Origin of the sequence: Roseivivax sp. THAF197b (genome assembly GCF_009363255.1) — a bacterium.
Taxonomy (GTDB): Bacteria; Pseudomonadota; Alphaproteobacteria; order Rhodobacterales; family Rhodobacteraceae; genus Roseivivax.
The window spans coordinates 3,520,287-3,536,662 of record NZ_CP045318.1 but is presented as its reverse complement, the minus strand read 5'-3'; the positions used below and the strand labels follow the sequence as shown (position 1 = coordinate 3,536,662).

Here is a 16,376-nt window from a genome sequence, read left to right as displayed (position 1 = left end):
GCAGAGTTACCGACGGCCTTCGCGGAGCCAGGCGCCCAAGATCAGCGCGGAGGCCAGAAGCAATGTCAGCCAGGCGGGCAGCAGCGGCACGTTGCGCACATTCAGCGTTTCGTAGGCGTCCCGGGGCGTGATCCCGATCCAGCCGCGCCCGGCCGCCGGACGTCCCGCACCAACCTCGCGGATGCGGGGCAGACCGTCCTCGAGCCGCAGCGCACCACCGCGCATCGCATCGATTGCCGGGGCCATGATATCCGCCGTGGCGATGGTTTCCTCGAACTCGCGCGGGGCGGAGGGGCCAAGCCCGATCACCGCTTCCTGTTCTCCCTCGGACAACCGGTAGAGCCCGATCTCCGGGCCGTCATAGAGCGCCTCGAAACGGCCCGGTGCGACCTCTTCCAGCGAAATCTCCTCGGTCTCGCCGTCGGGCCGGGTCACGGTGACGGGACCGATGCCATCCTCGAGCGTGCGGCGAATGATGCGCATGGTCTGCCCGGAGGCTTCGGCGAAGAGCGTCTCCTCCTCGAGCTCGGGTTCCTTCATCATCCAGTGGGCCAGCCTGCGCAGAAGTTCCAGCTGCGGCCCGCCGCCTTCATAGCCGCGTGACCAGAGCCAAGCCTGGTCCGAGGCCATCAAGGCGATCCGGCCTTCGCCCACCCGGTCGAGCACCAGAAGCGGTCGCTCTCCGATGCCGGACATCAGCACGTTGCCCGCCCCTTCCGGCTCCACCTCGATCTGGCGCAGCCAGCGGCCCCAGCTTTCCTCGCCGGTGAGCCCGGCGGTGACGGGGTGTCGGTCGCCGAGATCGGTGATGACGGGCTGGAACGGCTCTTCCAGCACGCGGGCGGTGGGCGCGCCGGGCACGATCTCGCCCAGGGGCGAACGGAAGAGGCTGTCGGCAGACGCGAAATCCGGCCCGGCCGAGATCAGCACCGCGCCCCCCTCCTCGACATAGTTGCGCACGTTGTCGAGGTAGATCGCGGGCAGGATGCCGCGGCGCTTGTAGCGGTCGAAAATGATCAGGTCGAAATCGTCGATCTTTTCGAGGAACAGCTCGCGCGTCGGAAAGGCGATGAGCGACAGCTCGTTCACCGGCACGCCGTCTTGCTTTTCGGGCGGGCGCAGGATGGTGAAATGCACCAGATCGACGGAGCTGTCCGATTTCAACAGGTTGCGCCAGGTGCGCCCGCCCGCATGCGGCTCGCCCGAGACCAAGAGCACGCGCAGCCGGTCGCGGACGCCATTGACCTGCACGAGCGCAGAATTGTTGCGATCCGTCAGCTCGCCCTCGGCCTCGGGCGTGGTGAACTGGATCACGTTCAGCCCGCCATGAGGCAGGGTCACCGGCAGGTCGATATCCTCGCCCACGGGCACGGTGAAGGTCTGCGGCGACTCGCCGTCCACGGAAATATCGAGCGGCACGTTCGTCGCCTGTGGTGCGGCGCCCGAATCCTCGATCCGAAGCGTCAACGTGAAGCTTTCATCGAGGATCGCGAAGGCAGGCGCGTTGCGGATGATGAGGCGACGGTCCCAATCCTCTTCGCGGCCGGTCATCAGAAGGTGCAGCGGCGCGGGCAGGTCCGGGGTGCGGTCCATGTCGTGCAGGCGCCCGTCCGAGGCGGCGATGATGCCCGCGACCCGGCCCGAAGGCTCCTCGGCCAGCGCCTCGCTCAGTGCAGTCATCAGCTGGGTGCCCTGGTTGTCGCCGCCATCGCCCACGCGGATGCGCCGGATCTCGGTATTGGGCCGCGCGGCTAGATCAGCAGCGAGCGCATTCACCGCGTTCGCCGTGGCATCCGACCGCTCTGCCAGCTGTTGCGACGCGCTTTGATCTTCCAGCAGCAGCACGATGTCGGACAGGGGCGCGCGATCCTCGTCCTGCAGGGAGGGCTGCGTCAGGGCCGCGATCAGCACCAGCGCGGCCAACCCACGCAAGCCCCAGCCACGCAGGCCGCGCAGCACCGCGATCAGGATGCCACCTGCGGAAATCGCGGCGAGGATGCCAATGGCGATCCACGGCAGAAGCGGGTCGAAAATGATGGTGCCGGTCATTGTCCAAGCCTGTCGAGAAGGGCGGGCACATGCACCTGATCGGATTTGTAGTTGCCGGTCAGCACATGCATCACGAGGTTGACGCCGAAGCGGTAGGCGACCTCGCGCTGCCGCTCTCCGGTGAAGCCGGAGCCGACGGGTCGCAAGGGTTGGCCGGATTGATCCACGGCCCAGGCCGAGGCCCAGTCATTACCGCCGATCACCACGGGCGTGACGTTGTCGTTGAGGTTGCGGAAGGGCATCCCCTCGATCTGTTCTGCGTCTGGGGGTGCGGCCTCGACCCAGACGTCGCGGCTGGCATAGCGGCCCGGGAAATCCTGCAAGAGGTAGAAGGTCCGCGTCAGAACATGATCCTCTGGCACCGGCTCAAGCGGCGGAATATCGAGCGGCGCGGCCAGCTCCTGCAGCTTGCGGCCATTGGGCGAACCCGCACCGAAGCGCGCAATATCGGCGTCGCGCGTATCGAACAGGATCATCCCGCCCGCGCGCAGATATTCGTTCAGTTTCGCATAAGCGGCAGGCGAGGGCTGCGCCTGATCGGGCGTGACGGGCCAGTAGATGAACGGAAAGAAGGCCAGCTCATCGGCTTCGAGGTTGACGCCCACGGGCGCGCCCGGCTCCACGGAAGTGCGGAAGAACAGCGTATCGGACAGACCGCGCAGTCCCGCTTGCGCCACGCGGTCGATCTCATCGTCGCCGGTCAGGATATGGGCGAGCGTCACTTCCGCCGTGGCGGCGGTGGCGAAATTGGTCTCCGCCCCATCCGCCTGTGCAGTCCCGGCCTGAGCATTCCCGGCCGGTGCATTGCCCGTTTGCGCGCGCACTTCATGCAGCGGCACGGTCATGAGCGCTGCCAGCAGAACCGCCGTCCCGGTGCGCAGACCGAAAAGCCGTCCCGACAACGCCAGCGCCGCGATCACATCCGCGACCAGCAAGAGCGCGGCAAGCGCCAGAAGGAAGCCCGAAAGCGGCGTTTCCTCGGCCCGCTCCAGCCCTTCGACGGGAATACGATCGGGCCAGACCGTGGGGGTCAGGGTCGCGTCCGCGCCGATCACGTTTCGCGCGATGCTGCGATCTTCGGCCTGGTAGAGACCCGGACGCAGTTCAGGTCCAAGTTCGGCATTGATCAGATCCTCGCCTGCGATACCGGGCAGGTTCTCGGCAGTGGCCAGCGCCCCGAACGCGTCGAGCACGCGCAGCGGCGTCCAGGTCGTGCCTTCGAGGTCCGCCGCTTCGGGCTGCGCCGCCATCGAGGACACCGCCAGCCGCTCGAGCATCTGCACGAAGAGGCCTGAGAGCGGCAGGCTCGACCATTCGGCATTGGCCGTGACGTGGAACAGCACGATCTGCCCCTGACCTTCGCGCTTGCGGGTCACGAGGGGCGTGCCGTCGCTCAGTTGGGCGATGACGCGGGAGGCGAGCGTCGGGTCGGGCTGCGCCATGACCTGCGCGCTCACGGTGACGTCCTCGGGGATGGCGAGGCCGAAGAACGGGCTTTCATCGTCGAAGGGGGCCAGCGTTTTGGGCTCGCCCCAGCTCATCGCGCCGCCCACGGTCCGACCGCCCGCGCGCAGGCGCACGGGCATCAGGGGGTCTTCCTCGGCGCGGCTGACCTCGCTCGCGGCGAGCCTCTGTCCGGCGAAGCGCAGAAGCATGCCGCCCGCTTCGATCCATCCGAGCAGCGCGTCTTCTTCGGCGGGGCTGACGGTCGCCACATCCGCGAGCACGATCACATCGGGATTGGCGGGCAGGATGTCGAGAAGGGCGCCATCGATCAGATCGGCGGTCGGGGCAAGCGCGCGGGTCAGGTAATGCAGCGGTGAAAGCAGCTCGAGCCCCTCGCGGTTCTCGGAGCCCGCGATGAGCGCCACTTCGCGGCGGCGCAGGCTGTCATCGGGCAGGGTGACGGCACCCGCCGAGGACGAACCGGCAACCTCGAACCGGTCGATCCGCGCGCGCAGCTCCGCAGGCAGGGAGACCGCCCCTTCCGCCGTCGTGGCGTCCTGTTCGAATGTCAGCGTCGCCTCGGCGAGGAGGGCAGGATTGCCCGCGGGATCGCGGCCCTGCGCCAGAATGCGAATGTCGCGCGCGGCCCCGGGGCGGAGGCGATGCGCGGTCAGTTGCACCGCGCCATCCTCGAAACGCGCGGGCTCCAGCCCGTAAAGCGGTGCGGGGCTTTCGTAGATCGTGACCGGGCCACGTTCCTCGAAGGCCTCAAGCAGCGTCGCGCGGCTGTCGCGCTCAAGCCCGTCGGAGAACCAGAGCGTCTCGAAATTCCCCTCGGGCAGGGCGTCGAGTGCGGCCTCCGTCCGGACCGTATCGGGGGCCCAGGGGTTCGGGATCATGCCCGCCGCGCGGTTCTGAACGGTGCCTGCGGCCTGGAACGTGGCCGGTTCGGGCCGGGTCAGCATCAGCGTGGCGACGGGCCGGTCATCCCGCCCTGCCTGAGCCAGAGCCGCGTCCAGCGACTGCATCTTGGCGCGCCAACTGGCCGCCGACGCCCAGCTTCCATCCATCACCACCAGAAGCGGCGCGTCGCCCGCGCCCGCGCGATCTTCCTCGGGGTTGAGCACGGGGCCCGCGAGGCCAATGATGATCGCGGCCACGGCCAGCATGCGCATAAGCAACAGCCACCAGGGCGTCCGGTCGCTGACCTGCTCGTCATCCTTGAGACCCAGCAGCAGGATGACACCCGGAAACATCCGGCGGATCGGCGCGGGCGGCACCGCGCGCAGGATGAGCCACAGGATCGGCAGCGCCAGAAGCGCCAGAAGGAGCCAGGGCGCCCCGAAGCCGATGGTTCCGAAAAGGGTCATCCGTGGCTCCCGTCAAGCGCGCGCCAGAGCCACAGAAGCGCGGATTGCGCGGGCTCCGATGTATGATGCGTGGTGTAGAGCCAGCCGGTCGCGCGGGCGATCGAGGACAATTGGTCCTTTCGCTCGGCCAGCCGCTCAAGGTAGCGCTCGCGCAGATCGTTGGCTTTCAGCGTCTCATGCGCGACCTGCTTGCCGACCGATTCGAAGATGGTGCGCCCGCGGAAGGGGAAATTCTCCTCCGACGGGTCGAGCACCTGCAGGAGAACGCCGCGCACACCGCGGTCCGCAGCCTTGGTCAGCGCGGCCGAAACCGCGTCGAAATCACCCAGAAAATCTGAGATGAAGACCGCACGGGCATGGGGGATCATGCCGCGCGCCTCTGGGGCGGCGTAATCGTCGTCTTCGCTTCCGGCGAAATATTCCGCGAGCCGCATCATCTGTTCGCTGCCCCGCCGGGGTGGCAGGGTGAACCCCGTCAGCCCCACCCGTTCGCCCCCGCGATTTAGCAGGATGGCGACGGCAAGGCCCAGAAGCCGCGCGCGTTCGGCCTTCTGCGGCAGATCGGGGGTGGAGGCAAAGCGCATCGAGGCCGCGCGATCGACCCAGAGCATCACGCTTTGCGCGATCTGCCATTCGCGGTCGCGCACGAATTGCGCATCCCCCCGGCCCGAGCGGCGCCAGTCGATGGAGCGGTAGGTATCGCCCGGCATCATCGGCCGGTATTGCCAGAAATCATCGCCGAGACCCGCCCGCTTGCGGCCATGCTCGCCCAGAAGCACCGTTCCGGCCAATTGCTCCGCCCGGGCCAGAAGCGGCGGAAGGCGGCTGGCCTCCTCTTCGGCGCGGGCGCGGGCCAGAAGGGCGAGATCGGAACTCAAGCGGCGGCCTCGCTCCGCAATGCGGCGCCTGCAACCTCGTCGATCAGCGTGCCCAGATCCTCGCCGCGGGCGCGGGCCGAGAAGCTGAGCGCCATCCGGTGCACCAGAACGGGGCGCGCCATCGCGATGACATCCTCGACCGATGGGGCGAGGCGCCCCTGCAGGAGCGCGCGCGCCCGCACGGTCAGCATCAACGCCTGCGCGGCACGCGGGCCGGGGCCCCAGGCCACGACGTCCCGCACGCGTTCCGGGGCCGAGGGATCGCCGGGCCGGAAGGCGCGAACGAGATCGAGGATCGTCTCGACCACGGTATCCCCCACGGGCATGCGGCGCAGAAGCTGCTGTGCCGCGATCAGCGAGGCGCCGTCGAAGACCTCGTAGGCGTCGGATTCCTCCGCGCCGGTGGTGGCGAGAAGAATGTCCTTCTCGGTGTCGCGGTCGGGATAGGCCACGTCGATCTGCACGAGGAAACGGTCAAGCTGCGCTTCGGGAAGCGGATAGGTGCCCTCCTGCTCGATGGGGTTCTGCGTGGCGAGCACGTGGAAGGGCGCCTCGAGGGGCCGCGTCTCGCCCGCGACGGTGACGACCTTTTCCTGCATCGCCTGAAGCAGCGCCGATTGCGTCCGCGGGCTCGCGCGGTTGATCTCGTCCGCCATCAGAAGCTGACAGAAAATGGGGCCGGGAATGAACTTGAAGGCGCGCGTGCCATCCGCGCCCGTCTCCAGCACCTCGGAGCCCAGAATATCGGCGGGCATCAGGTCCGGGGTGAACTGCACGCGGTTGCCATCAAGGCCCATCACCGTCGAGAGCGTCTCGACCAGGCGCGTCTTGCCGAGGCCGGGCAGACCGATCAGCAGGGCGTGACCGCCGCACAACAATGCGGACAAGGTCAGGTCCACGACCTGCTCCTGGCCGATGAAGCGCCGCGTGATCGCGGTTTTCGCCTCGGCGAGCTTGCCTTCCAGCGCCTCGATTTCGGCGACGAGGTCTTCTGCTTCGGCCATGGCAATCATCCTATTTGCGGCTATCTGTTGGTAGGAGAGTATCCCTCGACACGGAAATGGCAAAACCAATGACGTCACAAAATCGCGTGGCCCCCTCGGCAGACGGTATTGCGGCTTCGGCCAAAGCGGCCCGGAAGGGGCGCGGCCTGCCGCCTGTGGATCAATGGGATCCGCCCTTTTGCGGCGATCTGGACATGCGTATCGCGCGGGACGGGACGTGGTATTACCTGGGCTCTCCCATCGGTCGCAAAGGGCTGGTGACGCTGTTCTCCTCGATCCTCAAGAAGGAAGGAGATGCTTATTTTCTGGTCACTCCGGTGGAGAAAGTGGGAATCACCGTCGAAGACGCGCCGTTCGTCGCCGTGGATTTCGACGTGGCGGAGGTCGGGGACGATCAGGTTCTGACGTTCACGACTCACGTCGGCGACACCGCCGTGGCCGGGCCCGAGCATCCGATCCGCGTCGAGCGCGACGCCGAGACCGGGGAGCCATCGCCCTACATCCTGGTACGGCGCAATCTCGAAGCGCTGATCGACCGCAAGAGTTTCTACCGGCTCGTGGAGATCGGCACCGAGGAAGTGCATGAGGGCGCGCGCTGGTTCGGCATCCGCTCCAGCGGCACGTTCTTTCCGATCATTCCGGCGGCGGAGCTTGGGTAAGATTTTCTCCCGTTCGCAGGCCTGCATGCTAGGCTTCGGGCATGAAGATCGCGGCCAACATATCGCTCCTGACATTTGATGTACCCCTCGTGGCGCGGCCCGATGCGGCACGCGCGGCGGGGTTCGACGGGGTGGAGTGCCTTTTCCCTTACGTAATTTCCGCGCAGGAGATGAACGACGCGCTGAACGGCATGCCGCTCGTTCTGATCAACACGCCGGTTGCCGATTGGGACGATGGCGCGCGGGGCCGCGCGGCCGTGCCAGGCGAGGTGGCGCGCTTTGCCGCCGACATGCACGCGGCCATCGATTTTGCGCGGGCCACCGGGACGGGCCGTATCCATGCCATGGCGGGCAAGGCGCGCGGGGCCGATGCGCTGGCCCGCTTCAAGGCCAATCTGCGCGCAGCCTGTCTCGCGGCACCGGACCTTACCATCCTGATCGAGCCGCTGAATCCCTTCGACGTGCCGGGCTATTTCCTGAACGATTTCGATCAGGCGGCCGAGATCATCGGCTGCGTCGGGCTGTCCAATCTCGGGCTGCAATTCGATGCCTGGCACGCAAAGCGCATACACGGGGATGTGGCCGCGACCTGGACGCGGCATGCGGATCTCGTCCGGCATGTGCAGATCGGCGGATTTGACGCCCGTGGCGCGCCGGACCCGGACGCCCCCGAAGAAGTGGCCTTCTACGACGCGGTCGCCGAGAGCGGCTATGACGGGTGGATCAGCGCGGAATATTTCGACGCGGGCGCTGGATATGACTGGCTTCGAGCGCTTCGCGCGCGGGTCGGACGCTAGGGTTTCCGCCCGACGATCACGAAATGGGTCAGCGAGAAGAAGAAGGTGTCCTGCGCGGCGCGGGTCTGCTGTTCGGCCTGCCAGGCATCCGCCTCTTCCTCCGTCATGGCAGAGATGCGGATCGCGTGATTGCGCATCAGGATCAGGAGCATCGCAGCCATCCCGTCCGGGCGCAAAAGATGGTCGGTCATCGGTACGGCACGGACGGTTTCGACTGTCAGCCCCGCCCGCGCCATGCAGGCGGGCAAGCTTGCAGGAAGGTCGACATGCGCGACGTGACTGTCCCATGCGCGCAGCATCCGGTTCATCCGCGCAGGATCGTCGCTGGCCCAAGTGAAGGTGCCGAAATGCATGTCACCCACCGCAACCACACCGCCGGGCTTCAGAACCCTTTCGACTTCGCGCAGCGCGGCATCCAGGTCGGGCACGTACTCGAGAACCTGGACCGACACGGCCTTGTCACAACTCGCATCATCAAGGGGCAAGGCCTCAGCCGTCCCGTCGAGGACCGACACGTTGTCCATGCCATGCAGGGCCGATTGCGCCGTGCTGCGCATGTCCGGGCTCGGCTCGATCCCGAAGATGTGTCCGTCCGGGCCGACCGCACGCGACAGATCGACGGTCAGCATGCCGTTGCCACAGCCGATATCCGCGATGCAGTCGCCGGGCGCGGGTAGGATCGCGTCGAAGTTCACCCGGCGCCTGTGCGCAAAGTCCGCGCCAAGGTAGCAGCGGTTGAGAAGGGCGGCGGTTTTCGCATCAAATGCCAGCATGGCGGGTCTCCATTCCGCACTCTAGCACATTTCCGAAGGGTCAGTCGCCCAGCTTGGCATGCACCTCGTCGAGGTCGATCTCGCCCACGGGCATCTTGTTGCCCGGGTTCTCGAAATCGTATTTGAACAGCTCGAAATCGCGTTTGTAGATCTCGTAGACGAGATGCATCGACAGATCGTCGAAGTAATCCTCGATGGGATGGAGGCGCTTGGGGCCGTGGCCTTCGCTTTCGTTGAAGCGCGGCACGTCCTTCAGCACGACCTCTTTCGGCGTCTCGATCGCGTCTAGGACCTGTTGCATGCCGTCGTTGAAATGCTCCGTCCAGAAGATCTTGTTGTAGCGCCCGCCATTCACGATGAAGGTCGAGATATGGCCCGACATGGCCGACCAGTGGATGTCCGGATCCATCGGGCGCCGCCAGCGAATGGTGTCGCGCGCAAAGAGCAGGAAACGGCGGAAGCTTTTGACCTGGTCGAATTCCTCCGTCCCGTCGTCGCCACCGACCTCGATCCCGTATTTCTGGATCAGAAGCGGGACGAGGTTCCCGCGATAGCGTTTGCCATTGCGCTGGATGCCGCAGATCTTGTCGAAGAACGACGACAGGATACGCCCATACGGATTGCGCACGCAGGTGAATGCGTAGGAAGAACGGGTCTTCACGTTCGCCTTGATCGCCGCCTGGCTGTCTTCGCGGGCCCATTTGTGCAGGCCCTCGGTGGCGTCATGAATGTCGCCGTCGAAGAATTCGCCGTGGTCGGAGTAATACATGATCTGCCCGATGGTCGAGCAGGCACATTTCGGGACCACGCGATAGACGACGCTTTCGCTTTCGGTCATCCAGGTTCCGGGAAACCCCATATTGACAGCTGCCTCTTTGATCCGTGCTTGCTTCTGGCACGGCGTTTGTCACAAAAAAGCAAAGAAACCTTGTTCATTCAACGCCCGTTTAGGGTATCAAGCTAAACAATCGGGCGAAGACTGGGGCAGTTCGTTTCAAGAATGGCAAAAATCGCCTTCATTCTCCTGTGTCACAAGGATCCGGAAGCGATCATCCGTCAGGCGCGGTCGCTGACCGCGGTCGGCGATTACATGTCGATCCATTTCGACAAATCCGCCCCGGCCTCGGCCTATGCGAAGATTCGCACGGCGCTTGCGGACAATCCCAATGTCACCTTCGCCAAGCGGCGCATCAAGTGCGGCTGGGGGGAATGGAGCCTCGTGGCCGCCACGCTCGAGGCGCTGAAGGCGGCGGTCGATGCCTTTCCGCGCGCCACGCATTTCTACATGCTCTCGGGCGATTGCATGGCGATCAAGTCGGCGGAATACGCGCATGACTTCCTCGACCGGCGCGAGGTCGATTACATCGAAAGCTTCGATTACTTCAAATCCGACTGGATCAAGACCGGCTGGAAGGAAGAGCGGCTGATCTACCGCCACTTCGTCAACGAACGCACCAACAAGAAACTCTTCTACGCCATGTTCGAGGCGCAGAAACGGCTCAAGCTCACGCGCAGCGTGCCGTCTGATATCGACATGATGATCGGCAGCCAATGGTGGTGTCTGCGCCGCCGCACCGTGGAGGCAGTTCTGGATTTCGTCCGCAAACGCCCCGATGTGGTGCGCTTCTTCCGCACCACATGGATTCCGGACGAGACGTTCTTTCAGACCGTCGTGCGCCACCTCGTGCCCGAGCGGGAGATCGACAGCCGGACGCTGACCTTCCTGCTGTTCACCGATTACGGCATGCCGACGGTCTTCTATAACGACCATTACGACGTGCTGCTGAGCCAGGATTACCTCTTTGCCCGCAAGATCAGCCCCGAGGCGCATGATCTGAAGCGCCGGCTGGGCGTGCTCTATTCGGCGGAGAAGGTGAAGTTCCAGATCTCGAACGAGGGGCGGGAGCTTTTCAAGTTCCTGACCGGCAAGGGGCGCATCGGGCGCCGTTTCGCGCCGCGGTTCTGGGAGACGGAAAGCTCGCTGGGCCGCGAACGCGAATTGCTGATTGTCGTGTGCAAGAAATGGCACGTGGCCAAGCGCCTGCTCGAACGCATCCGCCAGCAGACGAACGTGCCCTGCATCGAATACCTCTTCAACGAGGAGGCGACGGCCCTGCCGGATCTCGGCGGCATTCAGGCCACGATGTCCAAGCGGCACAGGCACCGGCGGGCGCTGATGCGGATGCTCTATGACTACTTCGACACTGAGCGGCTTCTGGTCTGTCTCGATCCGGTAAATCTCGACCTGCTGGAGGATTTCTGCCGCGACCGGGCCGTGACCCGCATCCTCGAGATCGAATGCCAGTTCTCGGACGATTACCTGACTGGGCATGCGATGCGCGTCGGGCTTGCGGGCGACCAGACCCCGTCCGATACGCTCGCGCGGTTGCTGCCCACGATCCGCAACGACATGCTGCACGAAAGCGACCGGATCCGGGACGCGGAGTTCGACAATCACCTGCGGATCCGCGAAATCGACAGTCCCGACCTGAACGCGCAGGCCATCGCGCAGTTTCTCACCGTCGGCGAGGAAAAGGCGCAGGAGATCGCGCGGACCGACCATCTCTTTGCCGATTGAGGAGGCCCCATGGCATTCACCTATGACGACGACAACATCTTCGCCAAGATCCTGCGCGGCGAGATCCCCAACGACACGGTGCTCGAGACCGCGCATTCGCTGGCCTTCCGGGACATCCAGCCGCAGGCCCCCTGCCATGTGCTGGTGATCCCCAAGGGCAAATACGTGTCCTTCGATCATTTCGCGCAGGACGCCTCCGAGATGGAAATCGTCGATTACATCCGGGCCGTGGGCAAGGTCTGTGAACTCGAAGGCGTATCGGAGGATGGCTTCCGGCTGATCTCCAATGCGGGCCGCGACGGGGTGCAGGAAGTGCCGCATCTGCACGTGCATATCCTGGCCGGGCGGCCCCTGGGGCGGATGCTGGCTAAGGGGTAGCGCCCGGGGCCATCGCTCAGCTTGAAAACAGAGCGATGGTGCAAATGGATTGCAGAGCGACGTTGAAGCGCCTGCCCGCGGGTTGGCGCTGCGACGGTCGAACCCAGGCGATTTATTTGATGCAAGTCGCCGCTCAGAAGGTACGAAGCGCCGACGGCTCCAAAGCGCCAGCCCACGGGAGCGGGCAGGCGCTGAAGCGCGGCGGCTGCAAGCAGCCTTGATTCCGCGCTCCTTTGTTCATCGCTCAAGCCATGGAAAGGGACGGCACGTATGAGACTGCGCAGTCTTCCGCATTCTCACCCATGCGCGCCCTTCGTCAGCGCGAGGAACACATCTTCCAGGTCGGGCTGTTCGGTGCGCACATCCGAGATGCGGATGCCCGCCTGCCGCACCGCGTCGAGCACGTCCTCGGCCCGTGTCTCTCGCGCGTGATAGGTCAGGGCCAGCACGCCATCTTCGCGCGTCTCCACCTCGATTCCGGCCATTTCCGGAATGCGCTCCGGCGTCTCTTCGGGCTCGATCACCATGGTGCGCGCGTCAAGCTCGCCCAGAAGGTTTCGCGTCGTGTCGCGCGCCACCAGCTCACCCTGGTTGATGATCGCGATCTCGTCGCACATCTCCTCGGCCTCTTCGAGGTAATGGGTGGTCAGGATGATCGTCATACCCTCTTCGCGATTGAGCCGCCGCACATTGTCCCAGAGCATCTGGCGCAGTTCGATATCGACGCCCGCGGTGGGCTCGTCGAGCACCAGGATATGCGGGCGATGCACCAGCGCCTTGCCCAGAAGAAGCCGCCGCCGCATGCCGCCCGAGAGCGTCCGCGCATAGGCTTCGGCCTTGTCCGACAGGCCGATCATCTCGAGGATTTCGTCCGACCGGCGCTGCCCCTTGGGCACGCCGTATAGCCCCGCCTGCACTTCGAGCGCGCCGCGCGGAGTGAAGAACGGGTCGAGGTTCAGCTCCTGCGGCATCACCCCGATGGAGGCGCGGGATTGGCGCGGGTTCTTGTCCTGATCGAATCCCCAGATGCTGACCCGGCCCGAGGTCTTCACCACAAGCCCCGCAAGGATGTTGATCAGCGTCGACTTGCCCGCGCCGTTCGGGCCCAGAAGCCCGAAGACGGAGCCTTGTGGCACATCGAGATCGATGCCCTTCAGCGCCTCTTTTGCAGGCGCCCGGCCCTGTCCGCCATAGGTCTTGGTTAAGCCTTCGATCCGGATCGCGTCCTTGGCCATGCGTGTCTTGCTCCTCATCACCACATCCGACATAAGGCACCTAGTGCAAAGACAACCGGATGGGAAATCGCGCGATGCCCCAAGACGTCCCAGAAACCAAGATCGTGGACAGCTACCGCGTTGCCTGTGATGGCGGCGAAGGCGCACTCGGCCATCCGCGGGTCTGGTACCAGATCCCCGAGGATCGCGGCTGGGTCGAATGCGGCTATTGCGACGCCCGCTTCATCCATCGCGATTTTGCCGAGACCGACAAGACCTGAGCCCTAGTTACGGGCCAAGACGCGCCTCAGGCCCCGCGGCCCCTTCGGGCGCGCGCCAGCCAAGGAGATGCGCGACATGAGTTTCGGCAAGGGCTCTCACCTGCACCTGATCGACGGATCGGCCTTCATCTTCCGTGCCTTCCACGCGCTGCCACCCCTGACGCGCAAGTCGGACGGCCTACCGGTAGGCGCGGTGCAGGGCTTCTGCGACATGCTGCGCCGCTACATCGCCAAGGATCACGGCCGCGACGCGCCCACCCATATCGCGGTGATCTTCGACAAGGGCAGCCACACCTTCCGCAACGATCTTTACGATCAGTACAAGGCCAACCGGGACGAGATGCCCGAGGATCTGCGCCCGCAGATCCCGCTGACCCGCCGCGCGACCGAGGCCTTCAACATCGCCTGCAAGGAGATCGAGGGTTTCGAGGCCGATGACATCATCGGCACGCTTGCCGTGCAGGCGCGCGCGGCAGGCGGGCGCGTGACCATCGTGTCGTCGGACAAGGACCTGATGCAGCTCGTGGGCGGCGGGGTCGAGATGTTCGACGCCATGAAGAACCGCGTGATCGACAGCGACGGCGTGGTGGAGAAATTCGGCGTGGGGCCCGAGCGCGTTGTGGATGTGCAGGCGCTGGCGGGCGACTCGGTTGATAACGTACCGGGCGCGCCGGGGATCGGCATCAAGACGGCGGCGCTTCTGATCAACGAGTTCGGCTCGCTTGAGGAATTGCTCGACCGGGCCGAGGAGATCAAGCAGCCCAAGCGCCGCGAGACACTGATCGAAAAGCGCGACCAGATCGAGCTGTCGAAAAAGCTCGTGCAGCTTGATTGCGACATGGAGCTGCCCTTCACGCTCGAAGATCTCGAAGCGCGCGATCCCGATGCGGATGCGCTCCTGGGCTTTCTGGCCGAGATGGAGTTCCGGTCGCTGTCAAAGCGCGTGGCCGAAACGCTGGGTGCGGAGGCTCCCGTCATTCCCGAGACCGCGCCGCAAGCCGCCGAAGGCGAGGCGGAGGCCGAGGAGCAGCCCGATTTCGCGGAGGCCAAATATACCGCGATCCGCGATGCGGAGACGCTACAGACCTGGATCGACCGCGCGCAGGAGCGCGGCTATCTGGCCATCGATACCGAGACGACGGGCCTCAATGAGATGACCGCCGATCTGGTCGGTGTGTCGCTCTGCGTGGATGTCGGTGAGGCCGCATATCTGCCGCTTGCCCATCGCGGGGCCGCCGATGGCGATCTGTTCAATTCCGACAATCTGACCGAGGGCCAGATGGATCGCGATGAAGCGCTGGCCATGCTCAAGCCGCTTCTGGAAGACCCGGCGGTGATGAAGATCGGCCAGAACATGAAATATGATGCCAAGATCCTCGCGCGGAACGGCATCGATATCGCGCCCATCGACGACACGATGCTTCTGTCCTACGCGCTGCATGGCGGCCTGCACGGGCATGGCATGGACATGCTGTCCGAACGCTATCTCGGCCACAAACCCATGCCAATCAAGGAGCTGATCGGCTCGGGCAAGAGCCAGATCACCTTCGACCGGGTCGAGATCGACAAGGCCGTTCATTACGCATCCGAGGATGCGGATATCACGCTGCGGCTCTGGAAACTTCTGAAGCCGCAGCTGCACCGCCATCATGTGACGCGTGTTTATGAACGCCTCGAACGCCCGCTTGTGCCGGTGCTGGCCGAGATGGAGCGCGCGGGCATCAAGGTAGATCGCAACACTCTGTCGCGCATGTCGGGCGCGTTCGCCCAGAAGATGGCCGCGCTCGAGGAGGAAATCCACGAGCTCGCGGGCGAGAAATTCAACGTCGGCAGCCCGAAGCAGCTCGGTGAGATCCTGTTCGACAAGATGGGGCTTGAGGGCGGCAAGAAGGGCAAGACCGGGGCCTATGCCACCGGCGCGGATGTGCTGGAAGACTTGGCGACCGAACATGATCTGCCCGCGCGCGTGCTCGACTGGCGGCAGTTGTCGAAGCTGAAATCGACCTATACGGATGCGCTTCAGGAGCATATCAACGCTGAGACGGGACGCGTGCACACCTCGTACTCCATCGCGGGTGCGAATACCGGGCGCTTGGCCTCGACCGATCCGAACCTGCAGAACATTCCCGTGCGTTCCGAGGAAGGTCGCCGCATCCGCGAGGCTTTCGTCGCCGAGGAGGGCAAGGTGCTCGTATCGCTCGACTACTCACAGATCGAGCTGCGCATCCTTGCCCATATCGCCGGGATCGACGCGCTGAAGGAGGCCTTCCGCGACGGGCAGGACATTCACGCCGCGACAGCGTCCGAGATGTTCGGCGTGCCGCTCGACGAGATGACGCCCGATGTGCGCCGTCAGGCCAAGGCGATCAATTTCGGGGTGATCTACGGCATCTCGGGCTTCGGTCTTGCGCGCAATCTGCGCATCCCGCGGTCCGAGGCGCAGGGCTTCATCGACCGCTATTTCGAGCGTTTTCCGGGCATCAAGGATTACATGAACGACACCACGGCCTTCGCCAAGGAGCATAAGCGCGTCGAGACGTTGTTCGGCCGGGTGATCCACACGCCGGAGATTTCCGCCTCCGGTCCCCGCGCGGGCTTTGCGCGCCGCGCGGCGATCAACGCGCCCATTCAGGGCACGGCCGCGGATATCATCCGCCGCGCCATGGTGCGGATGCCCGATGCCATCGCAGATCTGCCCGCGACCATGCTGCTGCAGGTCCATGACGAATTGATCTTCGAAGTGGCGGAAGATGCGGTCGACGACCTGATCGCCGCGGCCCGCGACGTGATGGAAGCCGCGCCCGATCCGGTGCTGAAGCTCGACGTGCCGCTGGTCGTCGATGCCGGGCAGGGCGCGAACTGGGCCGAGGCGCATTGAGCTCAACCCGCGCCCCGGCCGGGTTCGATGCTGTGAGCTTATGAAAAAGGCGGGGCAGGGCCGCGGCGACC

At 65.1% G+C, this 16,376-nt stretch carries 13 protein-coding genes; 6 read left to right on the top strand and 7 right to left on the bottom strand.

The genetic code is table 11. From position 1 onward, the window contains the following. Positions 1–6: 6 nt before the first annotated feature. From FIV09_RS17000 to FIV09_RS16985, 4 genes are read right to left on the bottom strand one after another with little or no spacing between them, the layout of a single operon-like run. Positions 7–2,049, bottom strand: a complete 2,043-nt coding sequence (locus FIV09_RS17000) for a hypothetical protein (RefSeq protein ID WP_152451842.1) — start codon at positions 2,047–2,049, stop codon at positions 7–9. After that, a complete protein-coding gene (locus FIV09_RS16995; protein ID WP_152451840.1) occupies positions 2,046–4,865 on the bottom strand; it encodes a DUF4159 domain-containing protein in 2,820 nt (939 codons plus the stop codon). Before FIV09_RS16995 ends, FIV09_RS17000 begins: the two co-directional genes overlap by 4 nt. After that, positions 4,862–5,743: a DUF58 domain-containing protein gene (locus FIV09_RS16990; protein ID WP_152451838.1), complete on the bottom strand. Its 882-nt coding sequence runs from the start codon at positions 5,741–5,743 to the stop codon at positions 4,862–4,864. The genes FIV09_RS16995 and FIV09_RS16990 overlap by 4 nt, the downstream gene beginning before the upstream one ends. Further along, positions 5,740–6,747, bottom strand: a complete 1,008-nt coding sequence (locus FIV09_RS16985; protein ID WP_152451836.1) for a MoxR family ATPase — start codon at positions 6,745–6,747, stop codon at positions 5,740–5,742. Before FIV09_RS16985 ends, FIV09_RS16990 begins: the two co-directional genes overlap by 4 nt. Before the next feature lie 68 nt (positions 6,748–6,815). Here FIV09_RS16985 and FIV09_RS16980 point away from each other — a divergent pair, with 68 nt between their 5' ends. Continuing rightward, on the top strand, positions 6,816–7,406 hold the full coding sequence (locus tag FIV09_RS16980) for a DUF1285 domain-containing protein (protein WP_152451834.1): 591 nt from the start codon (positions 6,816–6,818) through the stop codon (positions 7,404–7,406). A gap of 41 nt (positions 7,407–7,447) precedes the next feature. After that, complete coding sequence (locus tag FIV09_RS16975; protein WP_152451832.1) at positions 7,448–8,203, top strand: hydroxypyruvate isomerase family protein; 756 nt, start codon at positions 7,448–7,450, stop codon at positions 8,201–8,203. Here the strand turns inward: FIV09_RS16975 and FIV09_RS16970 are convergent. Further along, positions 8,200–8,976, bottom strand: coding sequence for a methyltransferase domain-containing protein (locus tag FIV09_RS16970; protein ID WP_152451830.1), 777 nt, complete (start codon positions 8,974–8,976; stop codon positions 8,200–8,202). The two genes, FIV09_RS16975 and FIV09_RS16970, sit on opposite strands and share 4 nt — an antisense overlap. A 40-nt stretch (positions 8,977–9,016) precedes the next feature. Then, positions 9,017–9,835: a sulfotransferase family protein gene (locus tag FIV09_RS16965; protein WP_152451828.1), complete on the bottom strand. Its 819-nt coding sequence runs from the start codon at positions 9,833–9,835 to the stop codon at positions 9,017–9,019. A 141-nt stretch (positions 9,836–9,976) separates the two neighbouring features. Between FIV09_RS16965 and FIV09_RS16960 the strand changes: the two genes are divergently transcribed. After that, entirely contained in the window at positions 9,977–11,554 is a 1,578-nt protein-coding gene (locus FIV09_RS16960) for a DUF5928 domain-containing protein (RefSeq protein ID WP_152451826.1), read from the top strand. 9 nt (positions 11,555–11,563) lie between these two features. Further along, positions 11,564–11,932 (top strand): histidine triad nucleotide-binding protein, encoded by a 369-nt coding sequence (locus FIV09_RS16955; protein ID WP_152451824.1) that lies wholly within the window; start codon positions 11,564–11,566, stop codon positions 11,930–11,932. 296 nt (positions 11,933–12,228) lie between these two features. On the opposite strand, the gene FIV09_RS16950 is transcribed toward FIV09_RS16955, so the two are convergent. Then, positions 12,229–13,167: an ABC transporter ATP-binding protein gene (locus tag FIV09_RS16950; RefSeq protein WP_152452697.1), complete on the bottom strand. Its 939-nt coding sequence runs from the start codon at positions 13,165–13,167 to the stop codon at positions 12,229–12,231. Between the two features lie 74 nt (positions 13,168–13,241). Between FIV09_RS16950 and FIV09_RS16945 the strand changes: the two genes are divergently transcribed. Together FIV09_RS16945 and polA are read left to right on the top strand one after the other, a co-directional pair. After that, a complete protein-coding gene (locus FIV09_RS16945; RefSeq protein ID WP_152451822.1) occupies positions 13,242–13,427 on the top strand; it encodes a zinc-finger domain-containing protein in 186 nt (61 codons plus the stop codon). Positions 13,428–13,494: 67 nt separating this feature from the next. Continuing rightward, on the top strand, positions 13,495–16,305 hold the full coding sequence (gene polA / locus FIV09_RS16940; RefSeq protein ID WP_152451820.1) for a DNA polymerase I: 2,811 nt from the start codon (positions 13,495–13,497) through the stop codon (positions 16,303–16,305). Positions 16,306–16,376 lie beyond the last annotated feature (71 nt).